General features: G+C 60.4%; 12 protein-coding genes and 11 pseudogenes. 15 read left to right on the top strand and 8 right to left on the bottom strand.

Going from position 1 to position 20,912, the window contains the following annotated elements:
* Positions 1 to 183: 183 nt before the first annotated feature.
* The gene (locus I6F17_RS34715; protein WP_225130556.1) at positions 184 to 483 is read right to left on the bottom strand and encodes a hypothetical protein; all 300 of its coding nucleotides are present in this window, start codon (positions 481 to 483) and stop codon (positions 184 to 186) included.
* A 98-nt stretch (positions 484 to 581) separates the two neighbouring features.
* Here I6F17_RS34715 and I6F17_RS34710 point away from each other — a divergent pair, with 98 nt between their 5' ends.
* Entirely contained in the window at positions 582 to 905 is a 324-nt protein-coding gene (locus tag I6F17_RS34710) for a hypothetical protein (RefSeq protein ID WP_225130555.1), read from the top strand.
* A 276-nt stretch (positions 906 to 1,181) separates the two neighbouring features.
* Here the strand turns inward: I6F17_RS34710 and I6F17_RS34705 are convergent, their stop codons facing one another.
* The 3 genes and pseudogenes from I6F17_RS34705 to I6F17_RS37645 all read right to left on the bottom strand — a co-directional run.
* Positions 1,182 to 1,715, bottom strand: a complete 534-nt coding sequence (locus tag I6F17_RS34705) for a transposase (protein ID WP_225130554.1) — start codon at positions 1,713 to 1,715, stop codon at positions 1,182 to 1,184.
* A 334-nt stretch (positions 1,716 to 2,049) separates the two neighbouring features.
* Positions 2,050 to 2,208, bottom strand: a pseudogene (locus I6F17_RS38000) (recombinase family protein); the annotation flags it as partial.
* Between the two features lie 280 nt (positions 2,209 to 2,488).
* A pseudogene (locus I6F17_RS37645) lies at positions 2,489 to 2,764 on the bottom strand (recombinase family protein); the annotation flags it as partial.
* A gap of 613 nt (positions 2,765 to 3,377) precedes the next feature.
* Between I6F17_RS37645 and I6F17_RS34690 the strand changes: the two are divergent.
* The 10 genes and pseudogenes from I6F17_RS34690 to I6F17_RS34665 form a co-directional block, all read left to right on the top strand.
* Positions 3,378 to 3,820, top strand: a pseudogene (locus tag I6F17_RS34690) (ATP-binding protein); the annotation flags it as partial.
* A gap of 1,142 nt (positions 3,821 to 4,962) precedes the next feature.
* Entirely contained in the window at positions 4,963 to 5,604 is a 642-nt protein-coding gene (locus tag I6F17_RS34685) for a GNAT family N-acetyltransferase (protein WP_192893372.1), read from the top strand.
* Between the two features lie 436 nt (positions 5,605 to 6,040).
* Positions 6,041 to 6,208 (top strand): annotated as a pseudogene (locus I6F17_RS37995) (transposase); the annotation flags it as partial.
* 393 nt (positions 6,209 to 6,601) lie between these two features.
* Positions 6,602 to 6,889 (top strand): annotated as a pseudogene (locus I6F17_RS37845) (ribonucleotide reductase N-terminal alpha domain-containing protein); the annotation flags it as partial.
* A gap of 15 nt (positions 6,890 to 6,904) precedes the next feature.
* Positions 6,905 to 7,657 (top strand): hypothetical protein, encoded by a 753-nt coding sequence (locus tag I6F17_RS37840; RefSeq protein ID WP_276519415.1) that lies wholly within the window; start codon positions 6,905 to 6,907, stop codon positions 7,655 to 7,657.
* Positions 7,645 to 7,827, top strand: coding sequence for a hypothetical protein (locus I6F17_RS37835; protein WP_276519412.1), 183 nt, complete (start codon positions 7,645 to 7,647; stop codon positions 7,825 to 7,827). The genes I6F17_RS37840 and I6F17_RS37835 overlap by 13 nt, the downstream gene beginning before the upstream one ends.
* Before the next feature lie 2 nt (positions 7,828 to 7,829).
* Positions 7,830 to 8,306 (top strand): hypothetical protein, encoded by a 477-nt coding sequence (locus I6F17_RS34675; RefSeq protein WP_276519413.1) that lies wholly within the window; start codon positions 7,830 to 7,832, stop codon positions 8,304 to 8,306.
* A complete protein-coding gene (locus I6F17_RS37990; RefSeq protein WP_346656856.1) occupies positions 8,233 to 8,487 on the top strand; it encodes a hypothetical protein in 255 nt (84 codons plus the stop codon). Before I6F17_RS34675 ends, I6F17_RS37990 begins: the two co-directional genes overlap by 74 nt.
* Positions 8,420 to 8,674: pseudogene (locus I6F17_RS37985) on the top strand (hypothetical protein); the annotation flags it as partial. The gene I6F17_RS37990 and the pseudogene I6F17_RS37985, both read left to right, overlap by 68 nt.
* 52 nt (positions 8,675 to 8,726) lie before the next feature.
* Positions 8,727 to 9,424: pseudogene (locus I6F17_RS34665) on the top strand (outer membrane beta-barrel protein).
* 893 nt (positions 9,425 to 10,317) lie between these two features.
* Here the strand turns inward: I6F17_RS34665 and I6F17_RS34660 are convergent.
* Positions 10,318 to 10,467, bottom strand: coding sequence for a hypothetical protein (locus I6F17_RS34660; RefSeq protein ID WP_158284318.1), 150 nt, complete (start codon positions 10,465 to 10,467; stop codon positions 10,318 to 10,320).
* A gap of 423 nt (positions 10,468 to 10,890) precedes the next feature.
* Between I6F17_RS34660 and istA the strand changes: the two are divergent.
* The 4 genes and pseudogenes from istA (at position 10,891) to I6F17_RS34640 (ending at position 16,068) form a co-directional block, all read left to right on the top strand.
* Positions 10,891 to 12,622, top strand: a pseudogene (gene istA / locus I6F17_RS34655) (IS21 family transposase).
* A complete protein-coding gene (gene istB, locus I6F17_RS34650; protein WP_109146022.1) occupies positions 12,600 to 13,367 on the top strand; it encodes an IS21-like element helper ATPase IstB in 768 nt (255 codons plus the stop codon). The pseudogene istA and the gene istB overlap by 23 nt, the downstream one beginning before the upstream one ends.
* Positions 13,368 to 13,810: 443 nt before the next feature.
* Positions 13,811 to 14,608, top strand: a pseudogene (locus I6F17_RS34645) (ISAs1 family transposase); the annotation flags it as partial.
* A gap of 1,163 nt (positions 14,609 to 15,771) precedes the next feature.
* Positions 15,772 to 16,068, top strand: a pseudogene (locus I6F17_RS34640) (DUF3892 domain-containing protein).
* Positions 16,069 to 17,693: 1,625 nt separating this feature from the next.
* Here I6F17_RS34640 and I6F17_RS34635 read toward each other — a convergent pair.
* From I6F17_RS34635 to I6F17_RS34625, 3 genes and pseudogenes are all read right to left on the bottom strand, one after another.
* Positions 17,694 to 17,984, bottom strand: coding sequence for a hypothetical protein (locus tag I6F17_RS34635; RefSeq protein WP_146207638.1), 291 nt, complete (start codon positions 17,982 to 17,984; stop codon positions 17,694 to 17,696).
* A 604-nt stretch (positions 17,985 to 18,588) separates the two neighbouring features.
* Entirely contained in the window at positions 18,589 to 19,746 is a 1,158-nt protein-coding gene (locus I6F17_RS34630; protein WP_158284317.1) for an HlyD family efflux transporter periplasmic adaptor subunit, read from the bottom strand.
* Positions 19,747 to 20,676: 930 nt separating this feature from the next.
* Positions 20,677 to 20,796 (bottom strand): annotated as a pseudogene (locus I6F17_RS34625) (ATP-binding protein); the annotation flags it as partial.
* Positions 20,797 to 20,912: the final 116 nt, after the last annotated feature.

The following is a 20,912-nucleotide window of genomic DNA, read 5'->3' as shown; positions in this document are numbered from 1 at the left end:
GCGCCTGCGCACCGTATCGGGCGCGCACAAAGGGCAAGACGGAGAATGGCGTCCACTACGTGAAGAAGAACGTGATCGCGGAGCATTCCTTCGCGAGCTGGGAGGCATTCGAGACGCATCTCGCCGAGTGGGAGGGCGGGGTGGCGAACGTACGTATCCACGGCACGACGGGCGTGGCGCCGATCACTCGCTTTGCGTGTGACGAGGTACACCGGTCGAAGCCGCTCGGCGTCGCTCGGATCGCCGCGCGAACTGGCCCGCGTCGTCGGCAACGATTGTGCTGTCGAGATCGACACGGCCAACTACGGTACCCTGGCGGCTGATCAGCGAGCGCGTGGCGGTGACGGTCGCGGCTGGCGAGGTGCGCATCCACCATGGCATGCGCGAGGTTGCGGTCACAGGCAATCGGAGGATCGCCGGCTGCGGATCGTCGAGTTCGCCCACCTCGACGGGGTTGCCTGTCGCGATGGCGCGGTCTGCCAACCAGCAACCGCGACACCGACAGTGCCGGCGCCTTCACCACTGCGCTCGTTGTTACGTCCTCTTGCCGAATACGAAGCTACGATCGGAGGGAGCTTCTGATGGTGCGTACAAAGAAGGTCACCGAAGCACCAATCGATTGGCTGGGGGACATGCTGGCGCGCTCGCAGCTCTCCGGCATCCGCGACCAGCTCGACAACCTGCCCGACGAGACGGCGCGCGTGAACCTGTCGGCGCATGAGACGCTGATCCTACTGTGCGAGCGCGAGGTCGTGCGCAAGGATCATAGGCGCAGCCGTCGATCGACCGAAGCAGATCCGCGACCTGGCCGCGTCACGTTGGATCGCCAACGGCGAGAACGTGCTGCTGCTCGGCGCGCTCGAGTCAGGTTCATGCTGCCCATCTCGCTACCCCCTTGGAGTTGAAGTTCTTTTTGACCCGGATCGCCAGACGATGGCCGCCGGAACCGCCGCGCCCTTGACTTGGGGATGTTCCAGATCAACCGCTTTGACCATCCACGGTGCGCCTTTGCACAGCTGCTGCGCAGCCAAGCTCTGTTCTTCGATCAGACGGCGAACCGTCGAAGGACTGACTTTCAACGCAGCTGGGCGCGCTCGTCCTCTCGGTAGGCCGCGATGGCGTGTTGGTTGCGCAGACTGCGAACGCGGACGCGGGCCCAACTGTTGCCACGCCCTGTCGACCTACTGACGCGGTTGAGAACCGCGGCGATGGTGCTGTCGGGCATCTGACGCGCGAGGACACGAACGAGATCGACCACATCCGCCGCGGTGCTCGCCGGTGCGGTTCCTCCTCACCTGCAATGCCGTGTAATCGCCGCCATGCCAGTGGACAATCAAGTCCAGCACCTCGTCGCGGATGCGCACAACGATCTCATTGATCAAGCTTCGGATGATCCTGTTGCGCGTCGCAGCTGTTGCACCCGGACTTTCCCAAGCTCTCTTGAGTTCGGAACCAGGCGCAAGTAACCGATCGCGATCGATGTCGCTCAACGTCATCTCCGGCGTAGCCAACAACGTGTCGCGCTCGCCCTCAAGCTCGCGGACAGTGACCAGGCGTTCGTTCCAGCGCCGCTCCAGCTCGCCGGCAACAAGGCGATTGTCCGGCTCGACAGCCTCGTATCGCCGACGAGCGCGAGTTGCCTCGTAGCGTGCCTGCTCCAGAGTCAACTCGAGCTGACGCAGCTTGTCGGCGTGTTCACGGCCGCGCGCTTCCATGGTCGCCAGCGCCGCCCGTATACCCAGCGGCTGCAGCCGCGCGATGACCCCCGCGCTGATCGCGCGATCCGCGCGCAGACCGCCTAATGAGATGCACGGGTCTCCACCATGGTTGATCTGGCTACCGCGGCAATGATACCGCCCGACAGTACTGTGCGTACCGCTGTAGGTAACGTGAAGTTTGCTGCCGCAGTGGCCGCAACGAAGAACCCGCGAGCAGGCCTTCGCCGCTGCGAACCGAGCCTCGACTCATGAAGCTTTTTCCGTTGGCGTTGTCGGTGATCAGGCCCTGATTCTTCTCGAACTCCGCCCACGTAATGTAGCCCTCATGGTGGTCCTTGATCAAAACCTCCCAGTCGTTGCGCTCGCGCCGGAAGCCCCGCACGATCCTCTTGCGGCCGGCCTCGATCGTCACTCGACTGCCCGAGCGCCCGAAGACATAGGCGCCAGCATAGGCGGGATTGGTCAGGATGTGGTAGATCGTATTGTACACGGGTAACTTCCATTCGACGTGGCGCCCCTCGGGGCCATGGCCGACCCCCGGGCAAAGTGATTCGCTCCTGCCGTAAGCAGAGGTGGATCTGGCGCAGTGTCTGCATCTCGGCAAACTTGGTGAACACGAGTGCGAGCGCCTCCTGAATGCGCCGATCAGGGTCCTTGTTGATCCGATCGTTGGAGACCTTGAGGTAGCCGATGGCGACGTTGAGGAAGAGCTCACCCCTGCGTGCCTTCTGCTTCAAGGCTTCAAGCGAGCGTTGCCGAAAGATAGATAGCTCCATCTCGCTCATCGTGCCCTTCATGCCGAGCAGAAGGCGATCGTTGGGATAGCGAGGATCGTCGACGCCATCCTCACCGACGATCAGTGTTCCAACGAGCCCGCAGAACTCCAGGAGCGTGTGCCAATCCCTACCGTTGCGGGCCAGCCGAGAGGCCTCAATCGAGACCACAGCGCCAACTTGCCCTTCGCAAATGGCGGCGACCAGCCTCTCGAATCCGGGACGCGCGGTGCCGCCACCAGAGCGACCGAGTTCGTCGTCGATTACGGCCACCTCGCTCTAGCCCAGCTGCCGGGCAAGGTCGGCCAAGCCGTACTAGCGGCGCTCGCTCTCGCGGTTGTTGATGACCTGGTCTGCCGTCGACTGGCGAACGTAGACGACGGCCTGGCGAGCAAGGTGCTCAGGTGTGATATTGCTCACCGCCGTCCTCCCGGTTCACGTCGTGTGCCTCGACTGCGCTGTCGGTGAGCGCTTCGGTCAGAAGCTCCTCCCAGCATTTGCTGTTGGGCTTCGATTGGAATGCTGCTCTATGTCGGAGGGCTCTCGAACAGATCCCCCTGACGACGTGATGCGTCCGCCATGACGGCCTCCTCGCGAATGGGACGATTCCCTGGAAGAGGAGACTAAGAGCGCCTCGACAAGAAGACGCGCTCCAGTAGACGATCCACCGGAAGCTGCGGATCAGCTTTGAGATGGAAGGAAGCGGCGGCGGGAACCGCCATCCATGCCGGCAGCAGCGTTAAGGTGGCATCAGGTTGTCTGATCACAAAATGCGTCTCACCCCCAAGCCGCTTGCAGGAGACAATGACGACTGACGCTCCGCATCGCGGATGGAACGCGTAAAGGATCTCCACCTCAGATCCCAGACACCCGGCATTATGACGCTGGTCCGCCAGGCGTCGGCAAGACGCACCTGCCGATTGCTCTCGGGCGAGAGGCGATCCTGGACGGGTACACGGTGCAGTTCACCACGGCAACGACGCTGGTCGCGGGCCTCGCCAAGGCGCACGGCGAGCAGCATCTGGACAAGAAACTGCTCGCGCTGTCGAAGCCAAAGCTACTAATCGTCGACGAACTCGACTACCTGCCCCTGAACCCGACGCTGCGCATCTGTTCTTCCGGCTGGTCAGTCGCCGTTACGAAACCGGCGCCATGCTGATCACGTCGAACCGCAGCGTTGCCGAAGGGGCAGTTCTTCATGACGAAAAGGGGGCAGTTCCGGATGGCGTTCGACAGACTATGCTCAAGGTTGAACCCGGGCCAACTCAGCATCAAGGGCGGATAGATCCCTACCCATTCTGGGGAGGTCTTCGCTACAATGCCTCCTGATATGCTGCCCCGGCGACTACAGTTTTCCAAGACAGAATGAATAGCATGACTCACCACGTGGATCTCGGACCCGGTGTGGCAAGCATACCAGCGCCAAGAAATCTTCCAAACCGTTCCGATCAGGGAGTGAGTTGGAACAAGTCCTACGAAGCCATCAACGCTTGTGGCCAAAAACCTCTTTTACGAGAGTTACTCACGCAACTACGTCAGCCTGCTGTCTTTCCCACTATGGCAAGGATCGCGGCGGATACAACTGATCTGGGCGTCAAGTTCGACGAGGGCACGACAGCAACGTTTTCGCTCGATAGAGCTAACGCCGTTGTGCGAGCGATCGACACGTCTGACGATCAATCAAGGCACGAAAGCTCTCGCGCGATCCCAAGTTGCGTTGTCCAGTAGGTCCACGGCGGCAGCGTCGTGGTATCCAGTCGCGTTGCCTTGATCCGAGAATCGCGGCGATGATGCGCCGAGAGCTGTTGGACACAAGAACATCAAGGAGCGCAGACAACATGCGATAATTGGAAAGCCGCTGTACTACGCATATGACTCTGGCAGACGAAAGCTCTCTCTGCCGGTGACCGCGGACACGACGTTGGCAATGGAGGTTTCGCACTTAGCATGTGTTTTGACCAAGAAACTTACGAGAACCACTCAATACGAGACGAGGTGATGATTCCTTGCCTAGTCTGGACCTCGACGCGCGACACCTGGCAAGCTGTTTGCTTGTGCCGGAGCCCGGTTCAGGCAGCCATCGCCCGATGTTCGCCATGCCCTGACTTCTTCGCACTTGCAATCTCAGAGGCGTCCTCATGTCATTCCCTTCGCGGACGGTTGCACCCGAACCGTGTCGACCTTGAGAACGTCGGAGCTTCCTTTGGGAAGGGCGGGGCGGGTTCCAGATAGGGCGTGGAAGCGCAGAAGCCCGCCAGGAATATGTAGATCCAAGCATTGCCTACCAAGGAGCCTTCGTCCGAAGTGGCCGTCAAAGTCAGCCGTCTGAGACAGGCGGAGATCTCGGAAGGGAAACCAAATGCACCCGGCGGGTCCCCGTCGGTGCATCCATTCCGCTCACCGTCAGATGTGTCGATGCCATGCTCCTCCTTGGAAGGCCAATGCCAAAACAGAGCCCCGAAAACGACATCATGACAGAAGAATCAGATATCAGATCTGCGAACGCAAACATTCGTGCAAGCACTGTCTGGACAATTGTGCTCGGCTTTGCCGCGGATCCGTTGATGCGTTGGAGCTGGCCTGACCCAAGGCAATACCTTAGGAGCATGCCTCAGTTCATTGACGCCTGTGGGGGCCGAGCATTTGCACATGGCACAGCCTACGTCGCGGGAGAGATTCGTGGCGCGGCCCTGTGGCTGCCTCCCAACGTGCAGCAAGACGAGGAGGCATTGGATGCAATCATGGCGCTATCCCTGCGCCCGGAGATTACCGAGGATATGGCACACTTGCGGCGGGGAATGGCCGAACATCGTCCCCACGAGCCACATTGGTATCTGCCGCTCATTGCCGTCGATCCGAACTGGATCGGAAAAGGGCTTGGCACGTTGCTGATGAAATACGCCCTTCAACGATGCGATGAGAACGGCATTGTTGCCTACCTCGAAAGCTCGAACCCTGAAAACATTCCCTTTTACCAACGTCACGGCTTCAAGGTCGTTGGTGAGATACAACACGGTTCTTCGCCGCCGCTCACGCCAATGTTGCGAACGGCTTCATTCCGACCCAGCAAGGCCGCGCCGCCGGATCGGCTCGTCACCCAAACTCAAGCATAGCTCCGCCTCATCCCGTTAGGATTGATTGCCAATAACCTGACATGACCGCGTTCGGTCAGGACGGCTTATGTTCGCGGCCCAGACAACTGAGCACGTGAGGCGGCTCGCCCGGCCTGCGAAAAGCATACGAATCGTCTCTTCGGCAAAGTTGGCATGTCTGATGTGAGAGCTGGCGGGGTCAAATCCACTAAGCGTGGGACATTGCCACGGGCGGCTGCATCGATTGCGGTCGGGCTCCAGACAATTTTCATCTAGGGGCCACAGAAAGCGATGAATGGCGAGACGCGTATGGCCGCCGAAACCCGATCCAGCCCAACTCAATTCGCGGACCGCGAACCCATCGATGCCAACATTCAGGATGTCCAGGGTTGCTGTTCCCCTGTTGGAGAATTTGCGACGCCACTTCCAAAGGCTTGAGCACATCTTTGCCGATCGCAGGCGCTGGGTCGTCGAGCGCACCTTTGCGTGGCTCGGCAGATGTCGGCACCTGTGCAAAGACTTCGAAGGTTCCGCCGCTACCGAGCTCGCTTGGCTGCTCGTCGCCCAACTGAGGCTCCTAACTCGCCGATTGGCTGGCCTTGAGAGGTCTATGCTTTTTGAGTGAGGCTCTCAGGACAGGCGCTCGGCGAATTTCGAACCTCGACCTCGGGGCTGCTCCAACTGGTTTACTTGACTGTGCCGTCTTGACGAGCCTAGGCAGGGCCTTCTATATGTGGTGTCGTCTTGGTTTTAAGTTCGCATATATGGTGGCGCGGAGTTGGGGGGAACCCATTGTCTCGGCCGCGGCTATTCCGAGGCATTAGCGCGACAGCGCTGGGAAGGCCGACAGCCGCAGCGACCCGCGAGCCAGGAGACCTAATGCGACAGAACGCATGTGCCCGGGTGGGTCGCTTGCAGCCGGGGACATTTGCCCGGTCTCCTCGCAAGTCGTCCGCACGGTCCCAGCCCCCAAATATCACGGGGTTGCCGATGTCGGCGTCTTACGATTTCGATCAGTATGGTCATCTCATTGAGCTGCCGAGTGTGCGGCAGCCCTCAGCGCAGGCAAAGGTCTTGTGCAGCCCCCAGCATTGCCGGCTCCCCTGCCGAGGCCCCCCCGCGATCGCCAACTCCGTCTGACCTTTCGCTCGATCGGTCGCGCGACGACCTGCTGACCTCGTTTGGTAGGCTGACGCTGACCGACCGCTATCTGCTCGCCGGCGAAGGCCTCCAGGACATGTTCGCCCGAGTGTCTTGCGCCTTCGCGGACAATGTTGCGCATGCCCAACGCCTATATGATGCGATGTCTCGGCTGTGGTTCATGCCGGCCACACCGGTGCTCTCCAACGGCGGCACGCCGCTCGGCCTTCCGATCTCGTGCTTCCTCAACTCAGTCTCGCTCGAAGGCATCGTCGGCACCTGGAACGAGAACGTCTGGCTTGCTTCCAATGGCGGCGGCATCGGCACCTACTGGGGTAATGTTCGCTCAATCGGCGAGAAGGCGAGGGGCGGCGTCACCTCGGGCATCATCCCGTTCATCCACGTCACGGACGGCCTCACGCTGGCGATCAGCCAGGGCTCGTTGCGGCGCGGCTCGGCGGCGGTCTATCTCGATATCCACCATCCCGAGATCGAGGAGTTCCTCGAGATCCGCGAGGCGTCTGGTGACTTCAACCGCAAGAGCCTCAACCTGCATCACGGCGTCAACGTCACCGACGAGTTTATGCGTGCCGTGGGCGCCGGCACCGCATTCGCTCTGCGCAGTCCGAAGACTAACGAGGTCGTCCGCGAGATCGATGCCCGCCAGCTGTGGCAACGCATCCTTGAGAACCGGCTGCAGACCGGCGAGCCTTATCTCTTGTTCATCGACACCGTGAACCGTGCGCTCCCCAAGCACCAGCGCGAGCTCGGCCTCAAGGTCTCGACCTCGAACCTGTGCAGCGAGATTACCCTGTCGACCGGCATCGATCATCGCGGCGAGGAGCGCACCGCGGTGTGCTGCCTGTCGTCGCTCAACCTCGAGACCTGGGACCAGTGGAATAAGGAGCCATCGAGGACGTCATGCGCTTCCTAGACAACGTGCTCAACCACTTCATCATCATGGTGGCGCCGGACGAAATGAAGCGTGCCCGCTACGCCGCCCTGCGCGAGCGCTCCGTTGGCCTCGGCGTCATGGGCTTCCACTCGTTTCTCCAGGCCAAGGGCATTCCAATGGAGGGTGCCCTGGCCAAGTCATTCATCTGAACATGTTCCGAAAACTTCGTCGCGATGCCGATGCGGCATCCGTGGCGCTCGCTCGCGAGCGTGGCCCGTGCCCGGATGCCCTGGAACGCGGCGTGATGGCGCGCTTCAGCCACAAGATCGCAATCGCGCCGACCGCCTCGATCAGCATCATCTGCGGCGGCACCAGCGCCTGCACTGAGCCGATCCCGGCCAACATCAACACGCACAAGACGCTATCCGGCGCCATCTCGGTGCGCAATCCGCACCTCGCTAAGGTGCTGGCCGCGAAAGGCGCCGACACCTCGGCGACCGGGGAGTCGATCATCGCGCACGACGGGTCGGTCGCCCATCTCGACGTCCTGTCGGAGCACGAGAAAGCGATCTTTCGCACCGCTTTCGAGATCGACCAGCGCTGGATCGTCGAGCTTGCCGCCCGACCGCGCCGCGTTGATTTGCCAGAGCCAGTCGATCAACCTCTATCTGCCGGCCGACGTCGATAAGTGGGACCTCCACATGCTGCACTGGACGGCGTGGAAGCGTGGGGTGAAGAGCCTCTACTACTGTCGATCAAAGTCTATCTCGCGCGCGGCGTTCGCCGGCAAGATTGCCGGGGATGCAACGCCGACGCAGCAGCCGGCGCGGCAGCGCACCGACTATGAGGAGCGCCTCACATGTCAGTGATCGATCTGTCGCGCGCCGATCCGCGCACGTTAATCGGCAAAGGACGCGTCGGCCTCTTGACTCGACCGGCAGCTATGACGTCGATCGCTATGCCTGGGCTTACGAGTTCTGGAAGCGCCAGCAGCAGACCCACTGGATGGGCGAGGAGGTGCCGCTCGGCGCCGACCTCAACGACTGGGCTTCGGACCGCGTCACCGACAGCCAGCGCGCGCTGCTCACCCAGATCTTCCGTTTCTTCACTGCCTTACTTCAAAGCGCCTCGGGCGGTCATTCCGATCTACGATTGGAGCGGCTTCTACGTCGGCATCAATGGCGGTGGTGGCTCTGCGCAGCAGTGCTGGGACGTGGTCAACGCTGGCGGCGTGGTCGTCGCTCCGCCTGTTGGCATGGGGCGCCATAATGCGACGGGAGGCACGGTGGGCGGTCACATCGGTTACCGCTGGCAAATAGCGAACTCGGTGTTCGGTCTGGAGACGCAGGGCAATTGGGCCGATTTCAAGGGCTCCAACGCGAACCTTGCTTTCGCAGGCGTCCGGGATGACTCCACGCTTGATGCATTCGGCCTGTTCACGGGCCAAGTCGGCTATGCTTGGAATAACGTGCTGCTCTATGTAAGAGGTGGGGCTGCAGTCGTCCGTGACAAATACCGGGTCTCCGATTTTGCGACCGGGCTCACTATCGGCAACGGCAGCGAAACTCGTTGGGGAGGCACGGTAGGGGCTGCCTTGAATTTGGCTTTGCTGCGAACTGGTCCATCGGAGTTGAATACGACCACCTGTTCATGGGTCGTCGGGATGTGGATTTCTTTTTTTCACCCGGACTCGTGGGTGTTCCGGTGGGCGCTTTTGCAGAGACTGCCCGTATCGGTCAGGACGTCGATAACGGCTTGGTCCGTGTGAACTACCGTTGGGGTGGCGTGATCGCCACGACCTATTGATCGATCTTCGCCAAAAATGGATGTCCAAACACTTCTGCACTTTGGTCAGGCGGAAAGTTGTTGCTGATATAGCGGTCGCATATTTATGTAGCATTGTTCCGGCAATGTGCCGCGGCCGTGTCGCGGCCAAGTTGAGGCAGGATTGGCCGGCAGGAAGGGCGCCGACGACGCGGGTTCGCACCAATATCCTGAGCTGCATCGCGGCATAGAAGCCTTGGCGACAGGACTCGCATCAATAGCGCTATCGGCTTCTTGTCGGTACATCGGCTCGAGCTGGTCAGGCGTGGTGCAAAGGAATCTGGCTGATCTGGTTATGACGCAGCGCCACGGCGAAGATCGCGGCGAACTCAAGCGTGCTGCCGTGGTCGAACGCCAGCCGCTTAGTAGCTGGCTGCGCCGATTTCCCGGACCCGTGCCCCCACCTGCATCACCGTCGGCTTTCCGGCCGTCGGAGAATGATGAGGCAAAAAATAGTTGTGTCACCGTCGTGGTTAACTCGGACCTCGCTTAGGGAGACACAGGTCATCGATTACCATCGTTCCGGTCGGCCGCAGCACGCTCATCGCACGGGCAGCGCACTGAAATGCGAGCCGAGGTGCGAGCCGGGCGCACCTTCGAGCTACGACTTGGTCGACCAGGTCGAGGCCGTTCTAACCGACCTCGGACGAAAGGCCGACGAGCGGTCGAAGCGGCGCTCGTGCGAGGGTGGGACATAACGTCGACGACGTGATGGCTTGCGTCATCGTCGCTGCCGATCTCTGCGCCCGATGAACCTGCCGAACCCCCGCTGGCGCGGATCAATTGGGAGCGCCTCGGCGAGCGGATGCAAAATCTCGAGAGGTGGATCGGCAGCGCTGAAGCGGAACTCTTGTGTTAGGACAGAAACGCGGCCGTCATCCGAGCCGCATTGCCAGCGTCTGCTCGTAGTAGATCACCTCCGCGAAGCCACGGCCGAGGAAGACCGCCAGCGGCTCGGCGACGAAATCAAACGCGAAGGGGGAGGATTTTGTCCGATATTTGTCGGTTTTCGTTCGCAGCGGCACTGACGCCGCCGCGACATCATGTCGAGCAGCAGCCGCGTCTGCGGCGAAGGCAGACGGACGTACGACCTTTTACGGCCCTGAACATCGGCCTGAGCGGCTCTCGAGCAATGAAGCTACCGAAACGATATAGCCTATCCGGAGACTTTCGTTCATCTCGATGTGTTAGGCCCGCTGGCATTGGCATATGTTCGAAGAAAAGCGCGAAGCCGTGCCTGCCATTGATCAGCGAACATGACGGATGTGCGGATTGACACTTCGACGTGGGAGCGCGAGTACGGCCCCGCGGGTCGGTCAAAATCCCCCGGGTAGGGTCACCTGAAACTCCCCCACCTGATGATCTCCGGCAGCGCCGCTGAACAGCGGTAGCCGGGTCAGGCAGGATGTTTATTTTCGTCCCCTTTTATCCAGCAAGGGGACTGGGAGTTGAACGTCTTGAAGGCGCATCTGCAAAGCACTGTATTTACATTACTTGATCGCAACGCCAGCCAGCGCGAGATCCACAGGCTGACGGGTATCGATCGCAAGACGATCCGGCGTTACCAAGCGCTGCGGGCTGGTACGAAGGCAAATTCCCCCGGGGTGACCGCCGGCTCGGCGGGCGCGGATAGCCAAATTCCCCCACCCCGACCACCGGCTTTTGGGGTGTCGGAAGCGACAGTTGCCAGCAGCCTGGCCCGCTCGGCCTGCGAACCATATCGGGCGTGGATCGAAGAACAGGTCCGCCTGAGGCGGAATGCACAGGCGATTTACCAGGACCTGGTCGATCAATTTGGCTTCCTGTCCAGCTACCAGAGCGTCAAGCGGTTCGTGCGCACGTTGCGGCACGCTGATCCCGAGCAGTTTGATCGACTCGAGTTCCTGCCTGGCGAGGAGGCCCAGGTTGACTATGGCGAGGGCGCGCTGACGATTGATCCCAGGAGCGGCCGTTACCGTCGTCCCCGCCTGTTCGTGATGACGCTGCGCTACTCGCGGCGCAGCTTCCGGCGGGTGGTCTGGCAATCCAGCCAGCAAGTCTGGGCGCAGCTTCACGAAGAGGCGTTCCGGTATTTTGGCGGGGTCCCCAGCTATGTCGTGCTCGACAACCTGAAGGAAGGCGTTCTCAAGCCGGATTTGTACGAGCCCGAGCTCAACCCGATTTACAGCGCGATGCTGGCTCATTACGCCGTGGTCGCCGATCCCGCGCGGGGTGGCCGATCCCAATCGGAAGGGATGCGTCGAGAATGCGATTCAACACACCCAGAGCACCGCGCTGGCCGGACGGCGCTTCGAGACGCTGGAAGCCCAGAACGAGTTCTTGAGGCACTGGGAGGAGACCTGGGCCTCCAAACGCATCCACGACAGCACGCGTCGTCAGGTCGAGGCCATGTTCCAGGAGGAGAAGCCCCACCTGCGGCCGTTGCCGGTGGCTGCCTTCCGCATCTTTACCGAAGTCGTTCGGACCGTCTGCGACGACACCACCGTGCGGGTCGACAACAGCTATTACGCCGCGCGGCCCGCGCCCATCGGCAGCCAGGTCGTGGTGCGCATCTACACTTCCACTATCGAGATCCGTGATTGCCATAGCCATGCGCTGCTGCGTGTTCATCCCCGGATGACGCACCCCGGTTCGGTCGTTCTGCCGAGTAGCGAGCGGCCGTTCAACCCGTCGCGGCAAACCACCGTGCTGCTGGCGAGCGCCGAGCGCATCGGGCCGCAGACCCGGGCGTTGTGTCAGCAGATGTTCGACACCGAGGGGCGCCCCGGACAACGCGCGATGTGGGGCATTGTCGGGCTGAGCCGGAAGTATCCGGCGCGGTTGGTCGAGCAGGCCTGCGCACACGCCATCGACAACCGCATCTACCGCTACAAGCACGTGCGTGCGACCGTCGAGCGGCTGTTCGAACAGGCGATCGAGCTGGTTGGAGCGACGCCACGACCGGCATCGCCGCTCACCCAGGATCATCCGCTGATCCGTTCCCCGGCCGAATACGGCGATCTCTTCAGCCGTGCTGCGCGGCACGACGCCGACGACAATCCCCGGCAGGCCGGTGCTCACGACAGCCGCGCTCGTGTCGCCTGCGCAACCCCGGCCAGCTCCGGCGCCACGAGCGCTCCCACTGCATCTTCTCACCTCAAACTGGAGACCCGACCACATGATGACCATGCCGGAAATTGAGCGTTGCCTGCGACAGCTGCGTCTGTCGGGCGTCCGCGACACGCTGCAGACGCGTGTGCTGCAGGCGCAGGGTGCCAACCAATCCTTCCTCGAGACCTTCTCCCTGATCTTGCAGGACGAACTGGATCGCCGCCAATCCCGCCTTATCGAGCGCCGATACCAGCAATCCGGGCTCGACGAAAAGCTGACGCTCGCCGAGTTCGACTGGTCCTTCAATCCCAAATTGCCGCGCCAGACCTGCTTCCAGCTCAACACCCTGGCGTTCATTGCCGCCGGCGAGAACGCGCTGCTCGTCGGCAAACCTGGCACCGGGAAATCCCACATCGCCAAGGCGATTGCCTATCAGGCGATCATGCAAAGCCACAAGGTCCAGTATCTTGAGACCGATGACTTCTTCCACCGCCACACCCTGAACTCCCCGGCGCAACGCGAGCTCCGGCTGCGAACCATCATCGACTGCGATCTCCTCGTGCTGGACGATCTCTTCCTCGCCCGCACCATCCCTGACGACGCCGGCGCCTTGCTACAGACCATGGTCCATCAGCGCTACAAACTGCGCCGCAGCGTCATCGTCACCTCCAATCGCGTCGTGCAGGACTGGGGGACATATCTGGGCGACAACACCATGAGCTCGACGATCCTCGATCGCCTGATGCACCACTGCCACCTGCTCGAGTTCGATGGACGAAGCTATCGCCTCAAAGAGGCCGCCGAAGCCCTTGCCCGCGAAACAATGTCAAACTAACAATCCACTTCTGTCCTGCCTTCGGGGTGGAGGAGTTTGACTGACCCTACCCGGGGGAGTTTGAAGTGACCCGCGGGGTACGGGAAGAAGCCAAGCGGGCGCCGCTATTGGCGCTTCCGGATCATATCGCCCAGTATTGCACTCAAAGACTATGAATTAAGAACGGAGATCCCAATGACGTTCCCCAGCGCGTGCAGGGGGGCAATAGAGAGGGCGCGGCAACGCGGTTCGGCTCAAATCGTGCTGCTACCGTGAGGGACCCTGACGAGTTTGACGATCGAACGCATGTTTTCCCGAGGGCGGAGACGGAACAAGAGCTTGGGATCACGGTCATAATGGAAAAGTGGATCGTCTCCCAATCCGTCATCAATCCAGCCGTTGACTCTAACGAGAGAGAAAAGACTGGCTAGCAGCTAGGCGACATCTCGCTCTCGACACTCGATACGGGGGTGGTGGCCGTCGATGGCAAGGCGCTGCGCGGCGCCTACGAACGCGGCGGGAAGGCCACGCCGCTGCATCTGGTCAACGTCTTCGCGGTGGAAGCCCGCATGGCCTTGGCCCAGCAGAAAGCGCCCGGTCGCAACGAGACGGCCGGCGCCTTGGAGGTGCTGGAGCTTCTCGGTCTGGAGGGCTGTATCGTCACTGCCGATGCGCTGCACTGCAGCCGCGCCTTTGCCAGTACCGTGCTGCAGCGAGGCGGCGATCATGCACTTGTGGTCAAGGCCAACCGTGGCCCCTTGTTCAAAGCGGTTATGCAGCAGTTTGTGCGATCGGGCAGCCGCAGCAGTGCTGCACGGCTCGAGCCTTCCAGCCACGATCGGCGCGAAGCGCCGCAGGCCACCGTCATGCGCAACACCAGCCTGGCGAGACACCTCCGCTTTCCTGGAGTTGTCGCAGTGGGGCGCGTTACCTCGCGCAGGCGCCTGCGAGGCAAGCCAGCCGATACGCCAGTCGTCCGCTACTATCTCCTCTCCAAATACATCTCCCCCAAACGGCTGCTGCACGTCACCCGCAGCCATTGGGGCATCGAGAACCAACTCCATTGGGTGCTCGACGTTCATTTCGCCGAGGATGGCAATCGTGCCCGAAAGGACAACGCCCCCGAGAACCTCGCCATCCTGCGCAGGCTTGCCCTCAACATCCTGCGATCTCATCCGGACAGCGCTTCGATCCGACGCAAAATCAAGCGCTCCGGCTGGGACGATGCCTTCCTCCTCAGCATGCTCGGCCATATGCGATAGCCCTGCCGGTCACAGCAACAGTCCAGCCCTATCACTACAAGGCGCTGCTCCTTCCGAGCCCACCAAATTCGGTAGTTGAGGCGACCGCGGCAGATTTGCAGAGTAAGGCCATCTGTCGATCACAGGGGCGAGGCCGGAGCAAACTTTATGGCTGGCGTTCAATACTTCGTGTCGCGCCATAAAGGCCGGTGGAAGGTTGCGCTTAATTTTGAGTACTCCGGCCCCTACGCCACTGAGGAAGAGGCGACCGCGTCGCCGTCGACGCCGCGGCAGGGCACGTCGCTCAGGTTCTCGTTCAAAGGGAAACCACCAATTTAAAGCGTTGTCATAGGAATCTCCGACGCTGCTGACAGACGGCTCGACGCCAGCCTCAGCCAGGCGCTCGGTGTACTTGATGGATACGTACGTTAAAGTGCTGGTCAAGAAAGCTGACGTTTCATCGAAATGACCTTGGCTTGGCTACCCTACAGGACATGAATTACCGGAGAGCTGCCTAGTCGAACTCCTTCGCCGCTGATGTTCACGAGTTTAAGTCAGGCCTTGTTGACCAGACCGTCGCCGAAGACCGGGGCTGACCGCCTTTGTCCCCGAGAGAGTCGTGCGGCACCCAACCCTCCCACTCTAGAAGCGCGCGTATGCGTGCAGCGATCCGCCGCGCGTCGTTCGGCCTAAGATTGGGCTTCACGCTGTCGAGGATGCCTAACACTGCCCGAGCCTCCTCGGCATCAAATGTCGCGACTTGGCGATCTGCCAGGCTCAAAGACTGATCGGCCGCCCGGGCCTGATTGGCTGCAAGCACCTCAAGCGCTTGCGACTGTAGGGCCGTGATGTGCCGCTCGAATATATGCATCCTTTGGCCCCATGGTTGGGAGTTAGCGGCCACGTGGCTCGGCGCTCAATCTGAGAGAAGAAGAAGCGCTGTCCCTACCACGCGCGCCGCTAACTCCACCGCCAGCTTCGGGGAGGGAAGAAGGCTGTCGGTAGGATACATCCACCGCAAAAAGCCGTGGCACAACTACCAGAACTGGTTGCCGCATCACAGTCACGGTCGCCTGGCAATGGGGGCGCGACTCGGCGCCGAGAAGGATGCAAGGCACCTACCAGGATTGGTCGGCACACTAACCCACGGCCGAGGTCCACACTGAGGCTCTTTATTCTTGCAGATGGGAGAGACCCGAGTGACCAGCCGCATACGAATTCAATGCATCAACAAGACTGACAGGCAGAACCCTCACGAGCGAATCAAAAACGTTGGCGGAGTAAACCCGGACGGGTCTAGGTGGAAGCAATCCGTCGATCACACGATCAAAGAAATCGAAAACGGTGTATGGGAGTTCTATGTCGAGGAAAAGCGCACGGCCGATGTGATTGTGGCCGTCCACAACGGGCACAAGTAAATCAAGACGAAGGCCGATGGCATTCAACCGGACAATTTGCTTTCACTCCCTGAGTGCCCCTAATTGTCGCAAGGATAAAGTTCATTGGCGATCCGGCTGATCAGTAGTATAATTTTGATAGAGCGCCTCCCGAGAGTCACTTGAAAAGGTTGGACGTGTACGCTCCTATCTGCCAGCCTTCCGTTCTGAGGCCAGCCAGTCTGGGAGCGGATCGCTCGATGCGGTCTCCCCGGTAGGCAGACCGGACGCCCGGTCCAGATACCAATCAATCGCCTTGCGATCCCAACGCTGAGTGCCGGGGATAGCCTCCGGTACCAAGCCCTTAACGCGTCCTTGGAGCACCCGCAATAGGCGGCTGCGTTGGCCTTAGTGAGGCCCCGAGGTGCGATCTGATCGGCGCGTAGTATCCGCTCCGAACGTCTCAGCTCTGCGGGCGAAGGTTTGTCACGCTGATGATCACCGTCCATTTGGACCTATGGTAGAAGTTAGCGGCAACGTGACTCGGCGCCCGAGCTGGAATTAGAGGCGCTGTCCCTACCACGCCCCGCCAACTTCAACATGGCCAGCGTCAAGCGACTGAAGCTGACGACGGAAAGTATCGTCCGGGAAAGCCCGTGGCGCAACTACCAGGACTGGTCGCCGCCAGGCGCTTGGGCGATCAGTCTCAGCGACCGGAAGCAACGCGGGCACGGCTCGGCGCCAGGTCAGGATAAGAATCGGGCGTTGTCCCTACCGCGCACGCGCTGCAATTGAGATTAGCGGTGACGTGACTCGGCGCTCTAGCCCCCTCGCGTACACCGGGGCACGCGCTGTCCCTGCCACGCGCCGCTAAGCTCAATGGCTGAGTATTCGGGCTAGCTTTCCAAAAGCTGACAAAGATCCGCGCGGAAAATTTACAAACGAAAAGCGGCCCGCTTGGGCCGTTCCAAAGCTCAATCTGTTGTGGGCAATCATGCAGCCACGCAAAGACGCTCGCTAGACTGTAAGGCCGTGCGACTTCATGGCCGTCAAGCTTAATGGGGTGATCTTCGATAAGATAGAATTGCCCATCGGCTGTTCTGACCATCCGATCTCTTAGCTCAAACCACACGCCCGTCGGCCACCTTTTGTAGGATAGTCGCGTCGCGAAATGGACCGCTTCAGCAATGTCCCGCGCGCGCAAATGCCTTAAAGGCTTAGCCTTTGGTGCCATGATTTCCTCGTCGGCTCAAAAGCCGCGCGGATGCGACTCGGCGCCTTTATCGGCTGGGGGGCTTAGATAGAGGCGCTATCCCTGCCGCATCCGCACTGCCCCGTGAAGTTAGCCCCTCGGATCATAAAGGCTAACCCACACCCTGCTTTCCCGTGAACCTTAACCCGCTGGGAGCTGAAGTGCGGTTTAGCGAGAAAGCCGCCGTGCGTGGCCTACCTAAATTGATAGGCCAGACTGAGCGACTTAACGCCGCTCAGCCTGCCAGTATTCAGCCTCGGTCTTTTGCAGATCGATCAGGCCGCAGACAAAAGGCGTTCGGCCCGCTTACGATCAGCGGCAGCCGCACCACGACGGCGGGTCGGATTGGCGCTCAGCCAATCTATTGCACGCTTACGGCTGATTGGCGTCACGATTTCAGGCACTCGCGGCTCCCACGTCTCTTCGACCAAATAGACTCGCCCGCCCGACCAACCGATTTGTTCGGCCTAGAAGGTTCTTAGTGTTGTTTGAGAGTGTAGGGGCGACGGCGCGTGCGGGAGGCCCATCTATATTGGTCCCAAAGCCGTTGAGCTATGCTCTGGTGCGTGAAGACGCGTTCCCCGCTCTCTTCGATCACCAGCTCGCGAGTAAGCCACTCTAAACGCAGCTCGGCCTCCAACGCGCATTTGCCGTCGCAGATAGCCGCCGCGACGACTTCAATCTGTTCTTCGATAAGATCCCGGAGGACTTGGATGCGGGGTAATGCGTCCATTGTGCTGCTCTCCGGCTGAGAAAAATGGCGGGCCATTTTACGCTCTAAGTTCCGGCTGGCACCTACCAGAATTGGTCGGCCGCCGAAGGGCGCCGCGCCCGCTCTGAACCTTTGATCCCACCTTGCTCATTCGATCAGGCTTTCTGGTCGGATACCGTGCTTGACATCAGGCTTCGGAAGCCGACCAGCTACTTAGGTTGTCAAGCGACGTCCGGATTTAACCCCGTAGCGACATGAAGAAGTGACCCCCTTGTTTGTTTTGGCGGATGTGGAGCAAGCCGCTCGCGGAGCGCGCCCCCATAGCGCCGTAGCGAGCGAGCGGCTTGCTTCAGGGCTTTTTCTCCGATTTAGCTTCTGGCGCGGCGGCCTTCTGCAAAAGCCCGCTACGACAGAAAGCATCGTCAGAGCTTCGAGGATGGCGAATCCCAACTGAACAGCGCGTCCGCAGTCCAGTCGAGCGGCGCCAACGTTTCGGTGAAGCGCCAAGCCATATAACGCCAAGACAGTAGGGCAGCCGTCGCCAGGAGAAGAGCGCGCCAATACCACTTCATCGGATTGAGAAACGGAAAGACGGTAAGCCAAAGCCCAATTATGAGGGCGACGCCTGCGAAGGCAGCAACGAGTGGCGACACCAGAAGCATCAGAGCCCGTGCCGCGTTATAAAGCGACGGAATTGTGCGATTGGGCCAGCTGTGAAGATCACGCGTCCAGTGCGTCCAATCCCGCAGCCGAGATCTGCATCTCCCGCAAGATCTGGAACTGTCACAGTGACATCAAAGCGCTGGAGATGTTGCGCACTTGGACCCACAGCAAGATTGTTGTAGAGTGAGGCCGCACCGGATCCGCCAAGGCGGGTTATGGTTCCATTGAAAATACGATCATCTCGAAACAACCGAAATTGCGCGGCCGTTCCCACCGAGAGACCGTCGTAGAGAGATTCGCTGACGCCCGCGGTGACGATCAGGGTAGGGCAGTCAACGATCTTGACGAGATCCTGGCCGCGCCGGGCGTATTGGCCATCGTCTATTAGTATGTCCCAGACCAGACCAACGACGCTGGCATTAAGGGTAGCGAAGCTCAAATTATTGACACGAAGACGCTCGGCATCGACTTGCCGGTCGAGCTGTACAATACGTGCTTTCATCTGCTCCTTGTCGACATTCAGCTCGGCCAACCGCTGCTCGAGCTCTCGGATACGTTGGGCCGAGGAGGGAGCGTCGTTATAGGACTCCCCGATGAAGACGCCCTCGCGAGCGGACGTAAGTTCCGTCTCCAAATATTTCACCCGCTGCTGCGTACTCTCCAGCTCTTGCTGCGCGACGTCGTAAGTTGCACGAGCGCGATCCAAATTCGCCGCCGTCTGTACACCACGCGTGCTTAGTTCGTTTGCTCGCTTGAATTCTGCGTCCGCTTGACGAAGGCGTGTGGCCGCAGCGTCCTGAGCTGCTTTCGTTTCGGCAATTCGAGCCTCAATCTGCCGAACCCTTCCGCGCTGGTAATCAGTTGATTGAACATCGAAGCGAGACCTGGATGCGGACAAGGCCTCTCGCTGGCCAACGAGACGGTTGAGCTCGATCTGCTGGTTCGTGCGATCGCGATCAAGCTCAAGAAGCCTCGCGGTATCGAAGCGTTGGTCGTTGATTTCTGCTATGAGCTCGCCGGGACTAATGCGCGCGCCGATGCTCTTTACGGCAAGGGTTACCTTTCCTTCGATCGGGGCGCGAACGATGTAGAGCCGCGCATTGAGTGTAGCATCCGCCGATGTTCCAGCGTGGTGCTCACCGATAATAACGTACAATCCCACTGCCAACAGGGCCAAGCCGACGATTGCACGTACGAGCCTCATAACTCCCGACTGCATTTATGACGGGAGGGTCGCGCAGCGTATTACTGAGCAGCTACGGCCCAATCGTTTTCGCCTTAGCGACCCTCCGCGGCTTTTGATTGCCAAGTCCGGTGCCGCTCGGATGCAAGTGTTAGCGGGTCAGGCGTCATGATCAGACTAACAGGCTGGTAAAGAAGAGCTTCGTGATCTCAGCGGCAGGAGGATCCGTATCGTCAGAAGTGCAAACGGTCATGAATTCATTCCTGCAGTTCCAGCAGCGCCAGAGATCTTGGACCCCCCGCGCACCGATGCGTTCATGCCACTCGAGGTGGACCAATGCAGAGCCACATTGAGGGCAGTTTTTGTGACGTGCTATTGAGACCGACTCCATGTGGCAGCTCGTGTCATTGCGTCAAAAGGCCACAGCCGAAGAAGCGTTAGCGTAGCCGCCGCTTCGTGGCGGCTGCGGTAGATGGACCTCATCTGTTCAAATCCTGTGCCAACCGCGACAGCTTGATCAGTAAGGGATAATTTTTCAAGGAAGTGTACCAAACCTGACAAGGTCATGTTCGAACGTAATGTCGCAAATCGGACTAAGTCTCGTTTTGGAAGCCTTGGGGGATCGTTTGGTGCTGAGCAATGCGGCCTGGGAGGTTTGGCTGATCATAAACGGCCTGATCAGGAGGGTGCGGATTCCGATGATCTCGCCCGGGTGTACCGATTTGATCTCGCCCGGGGCGCGAGGCGTTCTGGCTGTTTGGTTTCTGGCATCGGTGAAGCCGCGGGGTCAACCTTGAATCGCGGCTTGAGGCCCTTCTTCGTCTGCTGTTGGTCTGCTGTGGGCATGTGGGCAACGCTCTTTGCGTTGTCCAAGCGCAGCGGCATGTCCACAGCGCCACTGGCTCAGGCCTTTCGATCGGGTTTGCGGGTTCGCCGCAGGCTCTCGCCGTTGAGATCGATCCGGTGGGCGTTGTGGACCAGGCGGTCGAGGACGGCATCGGCGTAGGTGGGATCGCCGAACACGGCAGAGTACCCCTATTTTGGAACGTGTCGTGTCTCACGTCACGATCACCGACCCGCATCATTTTTTGTTCGGGCACAGGCTTGAGGTGCTGAAGGAGCGGTCGGGGCGCGGTCCC

Source organism: Bradyrhizobium sp. NBAIM18 (genome assembly GCF_020193825.1).
Classification (GTDB): Bacteria; Pseudomonadota; Alphaproteobacteria; order Rhizobiales; family Xanthobacteraceae; genus Bradyrhizobium; species Bradyrhizobium yuanmingense.
This window is presented reverse-complemented; position numbering and strand designations above follow the sequence as displayed.